Origin of the sequence: Kitasatospora sp. NPDC001261 (assembly GCF_042896795.1) — a bacterium.
Classification (GTDB): Bacteria; Actinomycetota; Actinomycetes; order Streptomycetales; family Streptomycetaceae; genus Kitasatospora.
Genome location: NZ_JBIAXP010000018.1, coordinates 187,937 through 207,029 on the forward strand (window position 1 = coordinate 187,937; position 19,093 = coordinate 207,029).

Below are 19,093 nucleotides of genomic sequence, written 5' to 3' on the forward strand. Positions count from 1 at the left end.
GCGAGGGCCGGTGCTGTTTCACGTGAAACAGCACCGGCCCTCGGCCGTTCGCCGTCCCGGCCTTGTCGTCCCGGCGGGTCGGGGTCAGAGACCCAGGTCGTCCAGGGTGTACGCGGTCACGTACTCCAGGCCCTGGGCCTCGACGGCGGCCGCGCCGCCGCGCTCCACGATCACCGCGACGCCGACCACCTCGGCGCCCGCCTCGCGCAGCGCCTCCACGGCGGTCAGCACCGAGCCGCCGGTGGTGGAGGTGTCCTCGACGGCCAGCACCCGGCGGCCCTTGACCTCCGGGCCCTCGATCCGGCGCTGCAGGCCGTGCGCCTTGCCGGTCTTGCGGACCACGAAGGCGTCCAGCTGCTGCCCGCGCGCGGCGGCGGCGTGCAGCATCGAGGCGGCCACCGGGTCGGCGCCCAGGGTCAGACCGCCGACGGCGTCGTACTCCAGGTGCGAGGTCGCGTCCAGCATCACCCGGCCGACCAGCGGGGCGGCCACGCCGTCCAGCGTGATCCGGCGCAGGTCGACGTAGTAGTCGGCCTCCTTGCCGGAGGAGAGGGTGACCTTGCCGTGCACGACGGCCTTGTCCTTGATCTGTGCCAGCAGGGCGTCGCGGTCGTTGCTCATGAGCGTTCAGTCTAGGCCCTGGCAGTCCCCGCGGCTCTCCGGGCTCGCGCCCGGCCGGCGCCAGGTCAGCGGCGGCGCAGCGCCCTGACCAGCACCACGGCACCGCCCAGCAGGGCCACCGAGCCGCCGATCACCCATGGCACCGCGTTGCGGCCGCCCGCGCCCGGCACCACGATCCCGCCGGCCTCCCCGCCCCAGCGGGACGCCGCCCGGGCCCGCGCGCTGCGGGCGGGCAGCGCCGGGGCGTACGGGCCGCGCGGCGGGGCGTGGTCCACCTCCTCGGCAGACCGGCCGACGATGCTGCGGCGCACCGGGCCGGAGAGCACCGGCTCGTCCTCGTACGCGAAGAGCGGCTCGGCGGGCAGCTCCTCGGCGACGCCGTCCTGCTCGGCGGAGCCGTCCGCGTCCTCGCCCTCGACGTCGTCCTCGTCGTCGTCGGCGGAGCCGGTGGGCAGACCGAAGCGCTCGGCGTCGGCGTCCGAGAAGGCGATCAGGTCGGAGAGGTCGTCGTCCAGGTCGTCGCCGGGCTGGTCCTGGCGCTCCTCGATGAAGACCACACCCGCGCCGGTCGAGGTCTCCGCGGCCTGGTCCTCCTGCTCGTCCAGGTCCTCCGAGCCCTCCTGGTCCTGCGGCTGCTCGCCCTCCGGGGCGACCAGCGCGGCGGCGAACCTGTCCAGCAGACGGCGGCCGGTGGCGTCGAGGGTCTCCTCGTCGAACTCGGTCAGCCGGCCGGTGGCGCTCAGGTCGCCGGTGAAGCGGATCGCCGCGGTGCCCTCCTCGGCGCCGTCCACGACGCTGACCCGGACGGTGGCGGTCGCCTCACCGCTGCCCCGGGCCTCCTCGCCCTCGGCGAGCACGGTCAGCACGCCTTCCCGGCCCTCGATCAGCGACAGCACGCCCTTGTACGTGATCGTGGAGCCGCCGATCCGCAGCTTCAGCCGGCCGCCGATCTCCTCGGCCGCACCGGACCCGACCGCGGCCGGCTCGGTGCTCAGCCCCGGCACGCTCCGCGCCAGCAGCGCCGGATCCTGCAAGGCCTGCCGCACCAGCTCGGCGGACATCGGGACGACAACCTCATGCTCCATGCCACGGAGCCTACCGACTGGTCCCCGCCCGGTCCCTACCCACCACCACCAGATTTTCCCCATCCCACCCGTTCCCTTGGCCGTCGCACCATCTCGCCACCCGAGCCCGGGGCTGCCCTCCCCATCGGCCCCGCACCGTGACGGGCCCCGCTCCGTGGCCCGTCGTCCGGCGGCCGTCCGCCCCCGCAAGGTGGGCCGGGGCCATGGGCCTTCTCCTGCCTGGGCGCGCTCCCCGGCTGCCGAGCGGTCCCGCCCGTGTGGGGGCTTGCCGGTCGAGGAGCCCGTTCTTCTGGGCCTCCCTGCGCGAGAAGTCGGCTGGATCGACTTCTCGCGCAGCGGCGATGGGGGCGGCGAGTCGATCACCGTTCCGCCTGCGCGCGGACCCCGGGGAGCGGAGGGCTTCGCCCGCCTCGGCCCGCTTCGCGGATGCCGGGCGGCCCCTGCCGTGTCCGGCGGGGGCCGCTTCCTCCGGCCGCTCTTCCCGGGGCGTCGGGTGCGGCCGGTGGCGGCTGCGGGGCCGTCGGAGTGGCGGTGCGGGTGCGGGGTTTCCGGCTGTCGGCCTCAACGGTGGCGCAGGAGGGCCGCCGGGCCGCGGCTCAGCGGCGACCTCAGCGGCGACCTCAGCGGCGACCTCAGCGGGGGCCGAGGAGGGTGAGGGCGGCCGGGGGGTGGGCGGGGCGGAGGGCGGTGAGGCGGGTGGTGGTGGCGTGGAGGGTGTCGGGCGTGAGGGCGCGGGGGGCCGGGGCGTCGGGGGCGAGGGTGAGCGGGGGCCGGGTGGCGGCGGCGAGGAGGAAGTTCTGGGCGCCGTCCGGCGGGCCGGGGCGGCAGGCGGCGGTGGCGCTGCCCGGGACGGCGTACGGGGCGGTCTGCAGGCCCGTCGTCCGCAGGCCGGACTCGATCTGCCAGAGGCCGTCCAGGTCGCTCCCGGCGCGGACGGCGATCCGGCCGCCGGGGGAGAGCAGCCGGGTGGCGAGGCCGTAGAACTCCTGGGAGTGGAACTTGACCGGTCCGCCGTCGGCCGGTGCCGGGAGGTCGGCGAGCACCACGTCGTACGGTCCGTCCCCGCCGGGGGCGCCCGCGCCGCGCAGCCAGGCCATCGGGTCGGCGGCGGTGGTGCGGACCCGGGGGTCGTCCAGGGAGCGGCCGCCGAGGGCGGCGAGCCCGGGGTCGGTGCGGGCGAGCCGGGGGAGGGCGGGGTCGGCGTCGACCAGCCGGACGGTGCGGACGCCCCGGTGCCGCAGCACTTCCCGCAGGGCGAGTCCGTCGCCGCCGCCGAGCAGCAGGACCCGGGCGTCCGGGCCGGCCGCCATGGCGGGGTGGACGAGGCCCTCGCTGCCCCGGTACTCGTCGGGTCCGCAGACCGCGAGCCGGCCGTCGAGGTAGAGCCGGAGCGGGCCTTCGGCGGGGCCGGTGAGCACGATCTCCTGGTACCGGCTGCGGGTCGCGTAGCGGACCTGGTCGCCGTAGAGGGCGTGCCGGGCGGCGCGTTCGACGGCGTCGGAGCCGGCCGCGGCCGCCGCGAGCACGGCGAGCACCAGCAGGCAGCCGCCCCAGAGCAGCCGTCGTATCCGGGGGGCGGGTTCCTCGCGGAACAGCCAGAGCACCACGGCGGCCCCGGCGACGGCGTTGACGGCGCCGGTGAGCAGTGCTCCGTCGCCGGGCCCGAGGCCGGGCAGGATCAGGAACGGGAAGGCGAGGCCGCCGATCAGGGCGCCCACGTAGTCGGCGGCGAACAGGTCGGCGACGGCCCGGCCGGCGTCCTCGCGCCGGATCCGTTGGATGAGGGTCATCAGCAGGGGGATCTCGGCACCGATGAGGATGCCGATCAGGCAGGTGAGGCCGACCATGGCGGCCTGGTAGCGGCCGATCCAGGCCCAGCAGGAGTAGAGGGCGAGGACGGAGAGTCCGCCGGTGAGCGCGAGCGCGCACTCGACCAGGGCGAAGGCGGTGGCGGGCCGGCTGGTGAGCCGTTTGGCGAGGAGGGAGCCGAGGCCCATCGCGAAGACCATGACGGAGAGCACGACGGAGGTTTGGGTGACCGTGTCCCCGAGCAGGTAGTCGCCGAGCGCCACGAGTTCGAGCTCGTAGACGAGTCCGCAGGCCGCGCAGACGAACGCGGCCAGCAGGACGGTCAGGCGGGCGAACCGTGGTCGGGAGCGCAGCCGGGGCCGACGGCGGGCGGGCAGGAGTGGGGCGTGGGCTCGCCCGGGCCGGGGTGGGGTGCCGTCGTCGAGGTCCACTCGCGGGCGTGCGGGCGGACCGGCCGGATGGTTGATCACGAACAAACGCTAGGGGACGTGCGGGACGGATGGCTGCGCCCATCCGACGGACAGTGAGCGACGTCGAATTGACGAATCGTTCCTGCGTACGATTCGTAGGCCCGGCTTGGGCGGCCTACGGCCGGACCGGTGTTCCGCTCCGGACTTGGGGGCGGTCATGCCCCGGACACCACCAGCGAGGAGCGGGTGCACACCAGCTGCCCCTCCTGCGGGTAGGCGTGCCAGGTGCGCCACAGCAGCCGGTCCGGGCCGCCCTGGGTGACCAGCGCGGTGAAGGCGCTCGGGTCGCCCGGGAAGACCCCGGCGAGGCCCCGGGGGTGCCCCTCGACCAGGGCCAGCAGCTCCTGGGCGCGGGCCGCGAAGTCGTGCGGCGGCAGCGCCTCGATGCGGGCGGCGAACTCGTATTCCCAGCCGCCGATCTGCTTGGCCACCCGGGCCGGCAGCGGGGTGCGGCGGCCGGGCAGGCAGGCGACGGTCTCCAGACATCGGCCGGGGCCCGCGTCGATCACCACCTGGTGGGAGGCGCCCAGCAGGCGCAGCTGGAGGGTGCCGGACGCGCCCGGGCGGCCGCCTCCGTCGAGTCTCAGGTCGCGGACGGCGAGAGCGGGCAGCGGGTCGCCGCCGAGGCACCAGGCGAGGTCACCGGCGCGGGTGTCCGTGTAGGAGGTCTGCAGTGTGGTGAGCATGCTCGGCTCCGCGTTTCAGCTCCGTGCGCGCCCGCCGAGCAGCACCGAGTAGGCCTAGGCGATGGCGAGGCTGTTCGTGGCTGTGCGGCCCTGGGCGCGGCCGACCGTGGAAGGAAGGATTCCGGCTGGAGATTCAGCAGCAGAGAAGCACGAATACGTCGGGCCCGCCGGTGATTTACCCAACTTTGTCAAGCATTCACCGTTTCGAGCACACCTGCTTCCCGGCTCTGATCGAGCCCGTGTACGAGTCTGCACAGCGCGCGCCCCTATCACCGGATTGCGCGCCGTGCGCGCCGGGTGTGCGCTGTTCGGGCGCATCACGCACCGCCGCCCTCCAGGCGCGAGGCGTGGAGGGCGGCGGGAGAGTGCCCGGAGGGTCGGCCAGCGTGCCTCAGTGGCGGCAAACAAGCAAGCCGATCAAGGAAGTTGATGATCCATCAGAACTGGTGTCGGGCTGCGGGCAGTCCTGTTCGAAGGGTGCGGAGAAGGGCGTGAAAGGGGGCGTGCGGCCCCTCACAGGCGCCGCAGGCGGGCGACGGCCTCCTGAAGGACCTCGTCCTTTTTGCAGAAAGTGAAGCGGACCAGGCTACGGCCGGCCTCCACGTCGTCGTAGAACACCGCGTTCGGGATGGCGACGACGCCGCAACGGCCGGGCAGGGCACGGCAGAACTCGATGCCGTCCTTCTCACCGAGCGGGGTGATGTCGGTGGTGACGAAGTACGTGCCCTCGGGCGTGAAGGCCCGGAAGCCGGCCGCGGTGAGGCCGTCGACCAGCAGGTCGCGCTTGCGCAGCAGGTCGGCGCGGAGGGTGTCGAAGTACGTGTCCGGCAGCCGCAGGGCCTCGGCGACGGCGTACTGGAAGGGGCCCGCGCTGACGTAGGTGAGGTACTGCTTCGCGGTGCGCACGGCCGCCACCAGGTCCGGGCTCGCGGTGACCCAGCCGACCTTCCAGCCGGTGAAGGAGAAGGTCTTGCCGGCCGAGGAGATGCTGACGGTGCGTCCGCGCATGCCGGGCAGGGCGGCGATCGGGTGGTGGGCGGCGCCGAACACCAGGTGCTCGTAGACCTCGTCGGTGGCGACCAGCAGGTCGTGCTCGACGGCGAGTTCGGCGATGGTCGCGAGCTCCTCGGCGGTGAGGACGGTGCCGGTCGGGTTGTGCGGGGTGTTGATCAGCAGCAGCCGGGTGCGCGGGGTGATCAGCGAGCGCAGCTCGTCCAGGTCAGGGCGGAAGGACGGGGCCCGCAGGGTGAGCGGCACCCGGGTGGCGCCGGCCATCGCGATGCAGGCGGCGTACGAGTCGTAGAACGGCTCGAAGGCGATCACCTCGTCGCCCGGCTCCAGGAGGGCCAGCAGGGTGGCGGCGATGGCCTCGGTGGCGCCGGCGGTGACCAGCACCTCGCTGTCCGGGTCGTACGCGAGGCCGTGGAACCGCTGCTGGTGCTCGGCGATCGCGGTGCGCAGCTCGGGGACGCCGGGGCCGGGCGGGTACTGGTTGCCGCGGCCCTCGCGCAGGGCCCGTACGGCCGCCTCGCGGACCTCCTCGGGCCCGTCGGTGTCCGGGAAGCCCTGGCCGAGGTTGATCGAGCCGGTGGCCGTGGCCAGGGCGGACATCTCGGCGAAGACCGTCGTGCCCATCCCGGCCAGTCGGCGGTTCAGCAGTGGCCTGGTACCCATCGGTGGCTCCTCACGGCTCGTTGTCAGGCCATCCTGGGTCAGCCGGGAGCCGGGGACAAGAACGGCCCGCCACCGCCGCGGGGGCGGGTGGCGGGCCGAACGGGCGGTGCGGGGGGTACCGGGGCGGGATCAGGCCTCGTCGGTGCCCTCGGCGCCCTCGCCGTCCTCGCCCTCGATCTCGTTCTGGAGGCCGAGGCGCTCGACGATCCACTGCTCGAAGCCGACCGCGGCCTGGGTCCAGTTGGCGGTGGTGGTGACGAAGTAGTCCAGGTTGACGCCGGCGCCGACGATCATCTGGGCCTCGCCGATCAGGCGGACCACGCCGTCCTCGTGGGTGTGGGTGTAGACCTTGGGCCAGAGGGTCTCGCGGTTCCACTCGTCGATCAGGTCGAGGATCTCGCCCTTCTTCTCCAGCGGGTACGCGCGGTCGTAGAAGGCGCGCACCGCGAAGAGCTCCTTCTGCTCGCCGCGGAACATGTAGTAGACGCGGAAGCCCTCCCAGGGGGCGGTGAGGTCGCCCTCCTCGTCCACGACGTGCTTGAGCTGCATCTGGTCCAGCAGCTGGGTGACCAGGCCCTGGTCCGGGACGATGATCGGCGGCGGGCCGGCCGGCCGCCCGCCCTGGCCGCCGGGCTGGCCGCCCTGGGGGACGCCGAAGGACGGGATGGACGACGGGTCGATGCTCATGGGGGTCCTCATTCCTCAGTGCACGTGGTGGCCGGCAATGAGAGGCCGCCCTTTCCACCTCCCATCCTGCCTCATTCGGGGCTCCGCTCACAGGGGCAGCCGAGGGGCGAGTCGATCTTCGTCCGGCGTTCTTCACGGCGTTCTTCGCGGTGTCGTTCCGGGTGTCCTTCCCGGGTTCTTCCCGGGCTTCCCCCGGGCTTCCCTCGGGTGTTCCCCGGCGCTTCCGGCGGGGGTGGAGCGGGGCGGCGGTCACGGAGGGTGTCCGGGGCGGGCTGGAGGCCGTCCGGAGGGCGCGCGTGAGCCACGTCACGCGCCCGGCGCGCCGGTTCGGCTGCCGTGCGGGCCGGATGCGGTTAGCGTGCGACGGAAATCGCTTCGGTCAAATCCCGGCCCAGCCGGGTGAGTTGAGCTGTCCTGAGGCGGACTGTCCGGAATTGAGGGGGGAACAGGAGTGGGTGGAGCGGCGACGGGGGACGGCGCATCGCTCGGGGCGCTGCTGCGGAGCATCCGGCTGGACCGGGGGATGACGCAGGAGCAGCTGGGCGAGGCGACCGGGCTGAGCGTGCGGTCGATCCGGGACCTGGAACGGGAGGTGTCCTGCCCGCGGGTGTCCACGCTGCGGCTGCTGACCCAGACCTGGAACCTGCCGGACGCCCAGGTGGCCGAACTGCACCGGCTGGCGCGCAGCCGGCGGGACCGGACGCGGCGGCTGCTGCGGCAGACGGCGGAGTGACGGCGTCCGGCCCGGGGCGCGAAACGGGCCGGGGGCGCGAACCGGGCCGGGGACGCGGAACGGGCCGTCCCCCGCCGCCGGAGCGGAGGGAACGGCCCGTGCGCCGGACGCCCGGCGGTGCTACTTCTCCAGCGGCCCCCGGCCGCGGACGGTGAGGCGGTCGCCCTCCTCGTCCCGCTCGACCACGACGGTGTCCCCGTCGTGCACCGCGCCGGACAGGATCGCCCGGGCCAGCTGGTCGCCGATCGCGGACTGCACCAGCCGGCGCAGCGGGCGGGCGCCGTACGCCGGGTCGTAGCCGGTGAGCGCCAGCCAGTCGCGGGCGGCCTCGGAGACGTCCAGGGTGAGCCGCCGCTCCCGCAGCCGCTCGCCCAGGAGGGCCACCTGGAGGTCGACGATCCGGCTCAGCTCGCCGGTGCCCAGCGGCTCGAAGACCACGATGTCGTCCAGCCGGTTGAGGAACTCCGGCTTGAACGCGGACCGGACGGTGCCCAGCACCAGCTCCCGCTTCTCGGCCTCCGGGGTGGCCGGGTCGACGAGGTACTGCGAGCCCAGGTTGGAGGTGAGGATCAGGATGGCGTTGCGGAAGTCCACCGTGCGGCCCTGGCCGTCGGTGAGCCGCCCGTCGTCCAGCACCTGGAGCAGGACGTCGAAGACCTCCGGGTGCGCCTTCTCCACCTCGTCCAGCAGCACCACGCTGTACGGGCGGCGGCGGACCGCCTCGGTGAGCTGGCCGCCCTCCTCGTAGCCGACGTACCCGGGCGGGGCGCCGACCAGGCGGGAGACCGAGTGCTTCTCGCCGTACTCGCTCATGTCGATCCGGACCATGGCCCGGGCGTCGTCGAACAGGAAGTCGGCCAGGGCCTTGGCGAGTTCGGTCTTGCCGACGCCGGTCGGGCCGAGGAAGAGGAAGGAGCCGGTCGGGCGGTCCGGGTCGGCGATGCCGGAGCGGGTGCGCCGCACCGCGTCCGAGACGGCCTGCACGGCCTCCTTCTGGCCGATCAGGCGACGGCCCAACTCCTCCTCCATGCGCAGGAGTTTGGCGCTCTCGCCCTCCAGCAGCCGGCCGGCCGGGATGCCCGTCCAGGAGGCGACCACGTCGGCCACGTCGTCCGGGCCGACCTCCTCCTTGACCATCGAGGCGGAGGCGTCCTGGTCGGCGGCCCGCTCCTGGGCGTCGGTGAGCTCCTTCTCGGCGGCCGGGATCTCGGCGTACATCAGCTTGGACGCCCGCTCGAAGTCCCCGTCGCGCTGGGCGCGTTCGAGCGCGCCGTGCAGGTCGTCCAGCCGCCCCTTGAGCTCGCCGACCCGGTTGAGGCTCTTCTTCTCCTGCTCCCAGCGCGCCGTGAGCACGCTCAACTGCTCGTTCCGGTCGGCGAGGTCGCGCCGCAGCCGGGCCAGCCGGTCGACCGAGGCGGGGTCCGACTCCTTCTCCAGGGCCAGCTCCTCCATCCGCAACCGGTCGACCGAGCGCTGGAGTTCGTCGATCTCGACCGGGGAGGAGTCGATCTCCATCCGCAGCCGGGAGGCCGCCTCGTCGACCAGGTCGATCGCCTTGTCGGGCAGGAAGCGGGAGGTGATGTAGCGGTTGGACAGGGTGGCCGCGGCGACCAGGGCGGCGTCCGAGATCTGCACCTTGTGGTGCGCCTCGTACCGGCCCTTGAGGCCGCGCAGGATGGCGATCGAGTCCTCCACGCTGGGCTCGCCGACCAGCACCTGCTGGAAGCGGCGCTCCAGGGCCGGGTCCTTCTCGATCCGCTCGCGGTACTCGTCCAGCGTGGTGGCGCCGACCATCCGCAGCTCGCCGCGGGCCAGCATCGGCTTGAGCATGTTGCCCGCGTCCATCGCGGAGTCCCCGCCGGCGCCCGCGCCGACCATGGTGTGCAGCTCGTCGATGAAGGTGACGACCTGGCCGTCGGAGGCCTTGATGTCGTTCAGGACGGCCTTCAGCCGCTCCTCGAACTCGCCGCGGAACTTGGCGCCCGCGACCATCGCGCTGAGGTCCAGCGAGACCAGCCGCTTGCCGCGCAGCGACTCCGGCACGTCGCCGGCCACGATGCGCTGGGCCAGGCCCTCGACCACGGCGGTCTTGCCGACGCCGGGCTCGCCGATCAGCACCGGGTTGTTCTTGGTCCGGCGGGAGAGCACCTGGACCACCCGGCGGATCTCGTGGTCGCGGCCGATCACCGGGTCGAGCTTGCCGTCCCGGGCGGCCTGGGTGAGGTCGGTGCCGTACTTCTCCAGCGCCTTGTAGGTGCCCTCCGGGTCCGGCGAGGTGACCCGGCCGCTGCCCCGGACGTCCTTGAACGCGGCGAGCAGCGCCTTCGGCGTGGCGCCCTGCTGCACCAGCAGCTCGGCCACCTGCCCGCCCTCGGCGGCCAGGCCGACCATCAGGTGCTCGGTGGAGACGTACTGGTCGTCGAGGTCGCTCGCGCGCTTGCCGGCCTCGGTGAGCACCGCGATGGTGTCCCGGGCGAGCTGCGGCGCGGAGACCGTCGAGCCCATCGCGCTGGGCAGCGCGGCCGCCTGGCGGCGGGCCTCGGCGTCGACCCGGGCGACGTCGGCGCCGACCGCCTCCAGCAGGGGCCGGGCGATGCCCTCGGGCTGCTCCAGCAGGGCGATCAGGATGTGCACCGGCCTGACGTCCGGGTTGCCGGCCGTGCCCGCCTGCCGGATCGCGGCGGACAGGGCGTCCTGCGTCTTGGTGGTGAACTTGCTGGCGTCCACTGCTGGGGGGTCCTCCCTGGTCGTCCTTCACTACTGCTACGTACAGCATGCACTAAGTTGAGTCTATTCCGCTCAACCCTTCCCGGACAGGGCTTCTTCAGGCCGGGGGAAGCCGGCGCGCCGCCGGACGCCCGACGGGCCGCCGGGTCAGCCCCAGCAGCTCCCGGGCCGGCCCGCTCGGCCGCTGCCCGGCCGGCCAGACCGCGCGCAGCGGCCGCCGCAGGTCCAGTTCCTCCACCAGCGGCACCTCGACCAGCCGCCGGGTGGCCAGTTCCTCCACCACGGCCAGCTCGCTCAGGCAGACCGGCCCCGCCCCGGTCATCGCCGCCGCCTTCAGCGCGGTCGACGAGGCCAGCTCCATCCGGGGCCGCACCGCGCCCCCGTACGGCTTCAGGGCCGCCTCCAGTACCTCCCGGGTGCCCGAGCCGGGCTCGCGCAGCACCAGCGGGACGGCCGCCAGCTCGGCCCCGGTCAGCGGGACGCGGCGGCGCGCCCACGGGTGGCCGGGCGCCACCACGACCACCAGCCGGTCCGCCGCCACCACCGCGCCGGCCAGCCCGGGCGGGGTGGACGGGCCCTCGACGAAGCCGAGGTCGGCGTCCCCGGCCAGGACGTGCCCGGCGACCTCCGCCGAGTTCGCCGTCCGCAGCGTCACCGCGGTGCCCGGGCTGGCCTCGGACAGGCCCAGCAGCCAGCCGGGCATCAGGTACTCGGCGACGGTCAGGCTGGCCACCACCCGCAGCTTGGCGTCCCGCCGCTCGCGCAGCGCGTCGATCCCGGCGTCCAGCGCCTGCGCCGCCTCCACCACCTGCCGGGCCCACTCGACCACCAGCCGGCCCGCCTCGGTCGGCCGGCTGCCCCGGGGCGAGCGGTCCAGCAGCGCGACGCCGATCTGCCGCTCCATGCCCTTGATCCGGGCGCTGGCGGTCGGCTGGCTGACGCCCAGCTCGGCCGCCGCCCGTCCGACGCTGCCCAGCCGGGCCACCGCGAGCAGCAGTTCCAGGGCGCCGAGTTCGGGGACGTGCGAGGAGAGGGGCATAGATCCAGGCTATGCCCCCATAGAAGCCCCGGCGCTACCGGCCGCCGGGCCCTCCGGGCGACGGTGGGAGCATGTCCACTCTGGCCGGTATCCGACCCCTCGCCCGCCCCGCCGCCCGCCGCCGGCCCGACCTCGCCCAGCTCGGCCCCAACTGGTACGCCGCCGTGATGGGCACCGCGATCCTGGCGAACGGCGCCGCCGTCCTGCCGGTGCGGCCGCCCGGGCTGACCGGCTTCGGCGAGGTGCTGTGGGCGCTCGCGCTGGCCGCCCTGCTGGTGCTGGCCGGGGCCCGGCTGGTCCACCTCACCCGGCACCGCGAGGCGGCCCGCGCCCAGCTGCTGGACAACCCGGCGACCGCGGTCTTCTACGGCTGTCCGCCGATGGCGCTGCTCTCGGTCGGACTGGGCACCATGCTGCTCGGCTCCCGGGTCATCGGCACCGGCCCGGCGGTCGCCCTGGACGCGGTGCTGTGGAGCCTCGGCACCGTGTACGCGCTGGCCGTGGCCGGCGGCATCCCGTACCTGATGATCACCCGGCACCGGGTCTCCGCCCTGGAGGCCAACCCGACCTGGCTGCTGCCGGTGGTCGCCCCGCTGGTCGCCTCCGCCTGCGGCCCGGCGCTCGTCCCGCACCTGCCGGCCGGAACGGCCCAGCAGGCCATGCTGTACGGCTGCTGGGCGCTGTTCGGCGTCGGCCTGCTGGCCACCCTGGTGCTGCTGCCGGTGGTGTTCACCGGGCTGTTCCACAGCAGGCTGCCCGCCCTGGCGCTCACCCCCACGCTGTTCCTGGTGCTCGGCCCGCTCGGCCAGTCCGTCACCGCGGTCCACCAGCTCGCCGACGCCGCCCGCCCGGTACTGCCCGCGCTGGCCCCCGCCATGACCGACCTCGCCGAGCTGTACGGCGTGGCGGTGATCGGCGTCGCGATGCTCTGGCTGGCCGTCGCGCTCGCCGCCAACCTGCGGGCCCGGCGGGCCGGGATGCCGTTCGCGATGACCTGGTGGGCGTACACCTTCCCGGTCGGCACCTGCGTCACCGGCGCCTCCGCGCTCGCCCGGCACACCGGCTTCGCGGGCTTCAGCGCGCTGGCCGTCGGCCTCTACCTGCTGCTCGCGTCCGCCTGGGTGCTCGCCGCGGGCGGCACCGCGGCCGGGCTCGCGCGGGGGCGGCTGCTGGCCCGCTGAGGGGCCCGTCGCCCGGGGCGGCCGTCGCCCGGGGCGGCCGTCCGCGTGGTGCGGGGCCCGTCCCCGCGCGCGGACGGTACGGCTCAGGAGCACGCCGCCGATGCAGGAACGTGCACGGCCGGGACGACCGCGCACGGCCGCCCGGCGGAAGTGCCGGTCGGCGCCGACTCCCCTTCCAGGCCCGGGTTCCCACCGGAATCCGCCCCACCGCCCGAACCGCCCGCGGCCGCGCCCGGATGCAGATAGCTGCAATTGCGCGAACATGCACTCGGGCGGCACTTGTTCACCGGCCGTCACGCTGTGAGGGTGGAGGCACGCCAAGTCGTCCAGGCAACCGCAGCCTGATGGTGGCGACTCGCTCTTCGAAACTGACCGCAGGTGCGACAACCCGCACCGGTGGAACGGGGGGGAAGGGCGCCGGCCGGGGCCATGTGTGGTGATGGCCTCCCGGCCGGACCCGTCGAGGCGTTGCTGCTCCGCCTCGACGGGAGCGCCTTGGCATTGGCGTACCGATGGCGGCCCCCGGACGACCCGGCGTGCGACGGCACCCGGGCCCGGGGGTCCGCCGTCCCACCCGGTACCGTGACCGCCTGATCCATGATCACGCCGTACCGCCCACCGGCACCGTGAGCCCGCCCGGCCCACCGGTGCCGCGGCCCGCGCGGCGAGGAACAGGGGCAGCACCAGGGGAGAGGCGTCCGGCAGGGAGAGTGCGACGTGACGGCGGAACCGGCGGTCACACCGCAGCAGGGACCGGTGGGCGAGGAGCCCGACGAGGCCGCCCGGCAGCTCTACCTGGCCATCATCGCCGAGGGCGGCCGCGTCCCCACCGGCGAGGTCGCGGACGCCGACCGGGGCGCGCTCCAACAGCTCATCGACATCGGCCTGTTGATGGTCAACCGGATGGACCGCTGCTACACCGCCGTCAGCCCGCGCTCGGTCAGCGACCGCCTCGGCGCCGAACTGCGCAGCGAGGCCACCCGGCTGCTGGTCCGCGCGGAGAACCTCCCGGGCGCCCTCGACGGCCTCACCCGGGCCTACGACGCGATGCCCCGGCCGACCGACCGGGCCGGCGGCGCCGTCCACGTCGAGGGGCACGTCCACATCCGCCAGCGGATCTCCCAACTGGTCTCCGACTGCCGCTCCGAGGTCCTCACCGCGCAACCCGGCCACCGGCCCGCCGACACCCTCCAGGTCGCCCTCCTCCAGGACGTCCAACTGCTCCGGCGCGGCTGCTCGCTGCGCACCATCTACCAGCCGGTCGCCCTCGCCGACCCGCCCGCCCTCGCCTACGCCGAGGAGGTCACCCGGCACGGCTCGCTCATCCGGGTGCTCGACGAGCCCTTCCAGCGGCTGATCGTCTTCGACCGGACCGTCGCCGTGATCTCCGCCAACGACGACAACAGCACCGCCGCCTTCATCACCGACCCGGCCACCATCACCTACCTGGTCGGCACCTTCGAACGCGACTGGGCCCGCGCCGACACCGCCGGCGCCGCCGCCCCCGGCCAGGCACCCGCCCGCACCATCCCCGACCGGGTCGGCCGGCTGCTCGCCCGCGGCCTCACCCAGCGCGCCGTCGCCACCCGGCTGGGCCTGAGCGAACGCACCGTCGCCGCCCACATCTCCCGGCTGCGCGACCGCTACGGCGCCCAGACCCTCTTCCAACTCGGCTGGCTGATGCGAGGCTCCCGCGATGACCGATGAGCCGGGCCCGGCCGAGCGGGCGCTCTACCTCACCGCCGTCCGGGGCGGCGGCCGACTGCGCCCCGAGGACCTCGCCCCCGCCGACCGCCCCACCCTGGCCGCCCTCGTCGCCCGCGGCCTGCTCACCCCCACCGCCACCGGCTGGACCGCCGCCAGCCCGCGCGCCCTCGGCGACCGGATCGGCCTCGAACTGCGCACCCGCGCCCTCCGCCTGCTACGGCACGCCGAGCGGCTCCCGGGCACCCTCGGGCCACTGGCCCGCGCCTACGACGCCGCCCGCCACCCGGGCGTCGACCTCCCGGCTGTCCACCCCGGTACGGGCGATCCCGGTACCGGCGATCCTGCGGCCGGCACCGTCGACGACGCCGCCGAAGTCCGCCGGCGGGTCGGCGAACTCGTCTCGGAATGCCGGGAGGAGGTCCTCGCCGCCCAGCCCGGACCGCGTCCCCTCGAAGCCCTCCGGATGGCCCTCGCCCAGGACCTCTCGCTGCTCCGCCGCGGCTGCTCGCTGCGCACCGTCTACCAGCCGGTCACCCTCGCCGACCCCGCCGCACGGAGCCAGGTCGCGCTGCGCACCGGGCACGGCGCCCAGGTCCGCGTCCTCGCCGAACCGTACGAGCGGGTAGTGGTCTTCGACCGCGCGGTGGCCGTCATCCCCGCCGACGAGGACCGCAACCGGGCCGCCTTCCTCACCGACCCCACCACCGTCGCCTACCTGGTCGCCCAGTTCGAACGCGACTGGGCCCGCGCCACCCCCGCCGACCGCCACCTCGACCCGCCGTCCGTCACCACCGTCCGGATCGGCCGACTGCTCGCCCGCGGCCTCACCCAACGGGCCGTCGCCACCCGGCTCGGCGTGAGCGAACGCACCGTCGCCGCCCACATCTCCCGGCTGCGCGACCGCTACGGCGCCCACAGCCTCTTCCACCTCGGCTGGCAGCTCCGCGGAGAACACCATGACTGACACCCCCGCCACCCCGCTCTCCGCCGCCCTCCCGGACGCCGCCGCCCGCGCCCTCTACCTCGCCGTCCTGCGCGAGGGCGGCCGGGTCCGGGCGGCCGAGGTCGGCGAGGAAGACGGTCCTGCGCTCCGACGGCTGGTGGAACTCGGGCTGCTGGTGCCGCAGTTGCAGGACGCGGCGTACAGCGCGGTCGACCCGCGGGCGGCCACGGAGCGGATCGGCACCGAGATCCGCCGACAGAGCGCCCGCCTGCTCGTGGAGGCCGAGCAACTGCCCGAACTGATGGGCGAACTGACCCGCGCCTACGACGCGACCCCGAAACGGCGGAGCGGCCCGGCCGGAGTCCGCTACCTCACGGCGAAGGAGGACATCCGGCACGAACTGGAACTGCTGGCCCAGGAGTTCCCCGACGAGACGATGACCGCCCAGCCCGGCGGCCCCCGTCCCGCCGAACTGCTACCCGACTCCCTCGACCGCGCCCGCCGCGTCCACGAGCGCGGTGGCACCGTGCGCTCGCTCTACGAGGCCTCGGCCAGACTGGACCCGCCGACCGTCCGCTTCGCCGCCGAGGTCGCCCTGCTCGGCTGCACCACCCGGATCCTCGCCGTCCCGTTCACACGCTTCCTGGTCTTCGACCGCACCGTGGCCGTCATCCCGGCCGCCGGTTCCGCCGACTCGCCCAGCCATCAGCAGATCGCCCGACTGCTCGCCCAGGGCCTCACCCAGCGCGCGATCGCCACCCGCCTGGGCCTGGGCGAGCGGACCGTGGCCGGCCACATCGCCCGGCTGCGGGAGCAGTACGACGCCGAGACGCTGTTTCAGCTGGGCTGGCAGATGCGGGGGGAGCGGCTGTGACCGATACCGGATTCGCCCTGCTCGACGACACCGCCCGCGCCCTCTACCTGGCCATCCTGCGCGAGGGCGGCCGGATCCGGATCGCGGACGTGGCGGAGGAGGACGCGCAGACCGTCCAGACCCTGATGGACCTGGGGCTGCTGAAGCCGTACGTCCTGGACGGCTCGCTCAGCGCGGTGGACCCGCGCTCGGTCACGGCCCGGATCGGCGCCGACCTGCGGGCGGCCGGCACGCGTCTGCTGACACGGGCCGAGGAACTCCCGGACGTGTTCGGCGACCTCACCGTCGCCTATGACGCGGCGTCCCGCCGCCGCGACCGTTCCGGGAGCACCCGGGTCGTCGAGGGCATGGAGAACATCCGGCACCAGGTCTCCCAACTCTCCGAGGAGCTCCGCCACGAGGCACTCTGCGCCCACCCCGGCGGCGCCCGGCCGGTGGACGCCGCCGACGACACCGTGAACCACGCCCGCCGCTTCCTGGAGACGGGCGGTTCGATCCGCACCCTCTACCAGTCCGCGGCCCGTCTCGACGCCTCGACCGTCCGACTGGCTGCCCGGCTGACCGGGATCGGCTGCCACATCAGGGTCGCGGCGTTCTCGTTCCCCAAGATGCTGATCTTCGACCGCACCGTGGCGGTGGTCGCCGCCGCACCGGGGGTAACCAGCGCGGCCGTCATCGACGACCCGGCCGTGGTCGACTTCCTGGTGCGGACCTTCGAACTGCACTGGCAGGACGCCGAGGGCGTCAACTGGGCCTCCCTGGCATCCGGTTCCAGCGAGCCGTCCGTGCCTGAGCAGGTCGGCCGGCTGCTCGCCCGCGGCCTCACCCAGCGGGCGATCGCCACCCGCCTGGGCCTGGGCGAGCGGACGGTCGCGGCCCACATCGCCCGGCTGCGGGATCAGTACGACGCCGAGACGCTGTTCCAACTGGGCTGGCAGATGCGGGGAGCCCACGATGCCTGACGCCGACCTGCCGGACGCCGCCGCCCGGGAGCTCTACCGGGAGATCCTCAGGGACGGCGGACGTCTCCGGCTCAGTGAGGTCCGAGCGCAGGACGAAGCGGGGGTCAGGCAGCTCGCCGACCTCGGCTTCCTGGTTCTGCACGCGGCGGACGGCGTCTACAGCGCGATCAATCCCCGGGCCGTGAGCGAGCGTCTGGGCGCCGACCTACGGGAGGAGAGCAGCCGTCTGCTCGCCAGGGCAGCCAGTCTCCCGGATCTGCTGGAGGACCTCACCCAGGCCTACGACGCGGCTCCGCGTCGTAGGGACGTGGCGAGTGGCGTCCGGCAGGTGGCGGGCATGGTGGAGATCCGGCACCTGCTCTCCCAGCTCATCAAGGACTATCCGCACGAGTGCCTGACCGCCCAGCCGGGCAGGTTCCATCCTCCGGCTCAGCGGGAGGACAGCCTCGCGCAGACGTGCCGCTACATCGAGCGCGGTGGCTCGGTGCGCACGATCTACCAACCGCAGGCCAGGCTGGACCGGGATCAGGTCGAGTACGCGGCGGAGACCACGAAGCTCGGTTCGCGGATCCGGGTCCTCGACGCGGCCTTCAGCCGGACCCTCATCTTCGACCGAACCGTCGCCCTGATCCCGGCCGCCCCCGACAACAGGGCCGCTGCGGTGGTGGAGGATCCCGCGACCGTCACGTACCTGGTCGGGGTCTTCGAACAACAGTGGCGGCAGGCGCAGGTCGTGGACTGGGCCGACCTGGCGGCCACGTCGACGGAACCCGCCGCCCACGAGCAGGTCGCGCGGCTGCTCGCCCGCGGCCTCACGCAGCGGGCGATCGCCAGCCGGTTGGGGCTGAGCGAACGCACCGTCGCCGGTCACATCGCCCGGCTGCGTGAGCTGTACGACGCGGAGACGCTGTTCCAGTTGGGCTGGCAGATGCGGGGAGCCCGGGCGGGGGAGCCCGGTGGGTAGCCGCTGCTCAGCCGGTGGCGGCGCCGGTCGGCCAGTAGCCGGGGACGGCGGGCTGCTGTCGGGGGACGTTGAACTGCTCGCCGGGGGCGGTCCAGAAGCCCTCGCGCAGGGAGAGCGCCATGCCGGCCCAGTCGAGCGCGGTCTCGACCGTGTGGTTGAGGGCCTCCTGCGACCAGGTGTCGTCGAAGACCAGCGGGAGGACGGGGGCGACCTGCTCGATGGTGGCGATCAGCGGGTTGTGGGTGATGGCCTCGTCGACCAGGAGGACGATCGGCTTGCGCAGCGCGGACGCCCAGCCGAGCTCCAGGCTCACGCCGGCCGAGAGCGGGGCGCCGACGTAGGCGAACACGAGGTCCGCGGACTGGAGGGCGCGGAAGTCGGAGGGGACGCGGGGCTCCGGCGCGCGGCCGGAGATGGTCCAGGCGTCGCTGTGGTGCGCGCTGTACACGGCGGCACCGCTGCGGAGGAGGGTGGTGCGGAGCGTCGTCAGCCGCGTCCGGCTGGCGAGGGTCACCACGCTGTCGGCCGGCCCGGTCAGTCGCATCAGCGGGGCGGCCAGGAACACACGTGCACGCCGACCCTCAGGGGCCTGGCTGTCGTGGTGACGCAGGTAGGGCTCGGTCATGTCGACTCCGGGGAAAGGCCGACCGGGTTAGGAAGTGGTGCCGGCAGGCGTGGAGAGTGGTTGTTGCTTCAAGTTGTTCGGTGCCCTGTTGTGGTCAAATTGACAGTACAGCAACAGAATTGGCGTCTGGTGCTGGACTATTGGGGGCGAACTGATCGTCCATCGCGCGGCCTGTCTCCGTCCAGGTTTGCGAGGTGGCATCTGGATGCCTGGCAGGGAGATTCCCAATGATGTTGTCAAGCCAGGGCGGTGACGCCTCGTGACTGCCTTACTGCGCTGGGGCGGCGTTCTTGGGCGCAACTGCAT

16 protein-coding genes are annotated in these 19,093 nt (G+C 74.1%); 7 read left to right on the top strand and 9 right to left on the bottom strand.

Features of this window, described 5'->3' with window-relative positions; translation table 11 throughout:
• Positions 1-84 precede the first annotated feature (84 nt).
• The 6 genes from pyrE to ACFY4B_RS24695 form a co-directional block, all read right to left on the bottom strand.
• Positions 85-621 (bottom strand): orotate phosphoribosyltransferase, encoded by a 537-nt coding sequence (pyrE, locus tag ACFY4B_RS24670; RefSeq protein ID WP_049659651.1) that lies wholly within the window; start codon positions 619-621, stop codon positions 85-87.
• Between the two features lie 65 nt (positions 622-686).
• Complete coding sequence (locus tag ACFY4B_RS24675; protein ID WP_387970990.1) at positions 687-1,706, bottom strand: hypothetical protein; 1,020 nt, start codon at positions 1,704-1,706, stop codon at positions 687-689.
• 632 nt (positions 1,707-2,338) lie between these two features.
• Complete coding sequence (locus ACFY4B_RS24680) at positions 2,339-3,985, bottom strand: polyamine aminopropyltransferase (RefSeq protein ID WP_234348276.1); 1,647 nt, start codon at positions 3,983-3,985, stop codon at positions 2,339-2,341.
• A gap of 155 nt (positions 3,986-4,140) precedes the next feature.
• Complete coding sequence (locus tag ACFY4B_RS24685; protein WP_049650409.1) at positions 4,141-4,671, bottom strand: DUF2617 family protein; 531 nt, start codon at positions 4,669-4,671, stop codon at positions 4,141-4,143.
• A 513-nt stretch (positions 4,672-5,184) separates the two neighbouring features.
• A complete protein-coding gene (locus ACFY4B_RS24690; protein WP_387970993.1) occupies positions 5,185-6,345 on the bottom strand; it encodes a pyridoxal phosphate-dependent aminotransferase in 1,161 nt (386 codons plus the stop codon).
• Positions 6,346-6,474: 129 nt separating this feature from the next.
• Positions 6,475-7,032, bottom strand: a complete 558-nt coding sequence (locus ACFY4B_RS24695) for a YbjN domain-containing protein (protein WP_049650411.1) — start codon at positions 7,030-7,032, stop codon at positions 6,475-6,477.
• A gap of 451 nt (positions 7,033-7,483) precedes the next feature.
• On the opposite strand from ACFY4B_RS24695, the gene ACFY4B_RS24700 reads away from it, so the two are divergent.
• Positions 7,484-7,765, top strand: coding sequence for a helix-turn-helix domain-containing protein (locus ACFY4B_RS24700; protein WP_387970996.1), 282 nt, complete (start codon positions 7,484-7,486; stop codon positions 7,763-7,765).
• A gap of 120 nt (positions 7,766-7,885) precedes the next feature.
• On the opposite strand, the gene clpB is transcribed toward ACFY4B_RS24700, so the two are convergent.
• Both clpB and ACFY4B_RS24710 read right to left on the bottom strand, forming a co-directional pair.
• On the bottom strand, positions 7,886-10,492 hold the full coding sequence (clpB, locus tag ACFY4B_RS24705) for an ATP-dependent chaperone ClpB (protein WP_049650413.1): 2,607 nt from the start codon (positions 10,490-10,492) through the stop codon (positions 7,886-7,888).
• Positions 10,493-10,589: 97 nt separating this feature from the next.
• Positions 10,590-11,531 carry a LysR family transcriptional regulator gene (locus ACFY4B_RS24710; protein WP_375875064.1) on the bottom strand — a complete coding sequence of 314 codons (942 nt, stop codon included), beginning with the start codon at positions 11,529-11,531 and terminating at the stop codon, positions 10,590-10,592.
• Between the two features lie 71 nt (positions 11,532-11,602).
• Between ACFY4B_RS24710 and ACFY4B_RS24715 the strand changes: the two genes are divergently transcribed.
• The 6 genes from ACFY4B_RS24715 (at position 11,603) to ACFY4B_RS24740 (ending at position 18,162) form a co-directional block, all read left to right on the top strand.
• On the top strand, positions 11,603-12,712 hold the full coding sequence (locus ACFY4B_RS24715; protein WP_049650415.1) for a TDT family transporter: 1,110 nt from the start codon (positions 11,603-11,605) through the stop codon (positions 12,710-12,712).
• 717 nt (positions 12,713-13,429) lie between these two features.
• The gene (locus tag ACFY4B_RS24720; protein WP_375875066.1) at positions 13,430-14,419 is read left to right on the top strand and encodes a LuxR C-terminal-related transcriptional regulator; all 990 of its coding nucleotides are present in this window, start codon (positions 13,430-13,432) and stop codon (positions 14,417-14,419) included.
• On the top strand, positions 14,409-15,383 hold the full coding sequence (locus ACFY4B_RS24725; RefSeq protein ID WP_387971000.1) for a LuxR C-terminal-related transcriptional regulator: 975 nt from the start codon (positions 14,409-14,411) through the stop codon (positions 15,381-15,383). Before ACFY4B_RS24720 ends, ACFY4B_RS24725 begins: the two co-directional genes overlap by 11 nt.
• Positions 15,376-16,236: a helix-turn-helix domain-containing protein gene (locus ACFY4B_RS24730; RefSeq protein WP_387971003.1), complete on the top strand. Its 861-nt coding sequence runs from the start codon at positions 15,376-15,378 to the stop codon at positions 16,234-16,236. The genes ACFY4B_RS24725 and ACFY4B_RS24730 overlap by 8 nt, the downstream gene beginning before the upstream one ends.
• Positions 16,233-17,198, top strand: a complete 966-nt coding sequence (locus ACFY4B_RS24735; RefSeq protein ID WP_049650419.1) for a hypothetical protein — start codon at positions 16,233-16,235, stop codon at positions 17,196-17,198. The genes ACFY4B_RS24730 and ACFY4B_RS24735 overlap by 4 nt, the downstream gene beginning before the upstream one ends.
• On the top strand, positions 17,191-18,162 hold the full coding sequence (locus tag ACFY4B_RS24740) for a LuxR C-terminal-related transcriptional regulator (RefSeq protein WP_387971006.1): 972 nt from the start codon (positions 17,191-17,193) through the stop codon (positions 18,160-18,162). Before ACFY4B_RS24735 ends, ACFY4B_RS24740 begins: the two co-directional genes overlap by 8 nt.
• Positions 18,163-18,169: 7 nt before the next feature.
• Here the strand turns inward: ACFY4B_RS24740 and ACFY4B_RS24745 are convergent, their stop codons facing one another.
• Positions 18,170-18,787 carry a hypothetical protein gene (locus ACFY4B_RS24745; protein WP_143204511.1) on the bottom strand — a complete coding sequence of 206 codons (618 nt, stop codon included), beginning with the start codon at positions 18,785-18,787 and terminating at the stop codon, positions 18,170-18,172.
• Positions 18,788-19,093: the final 306 nt, after the last annotated feature.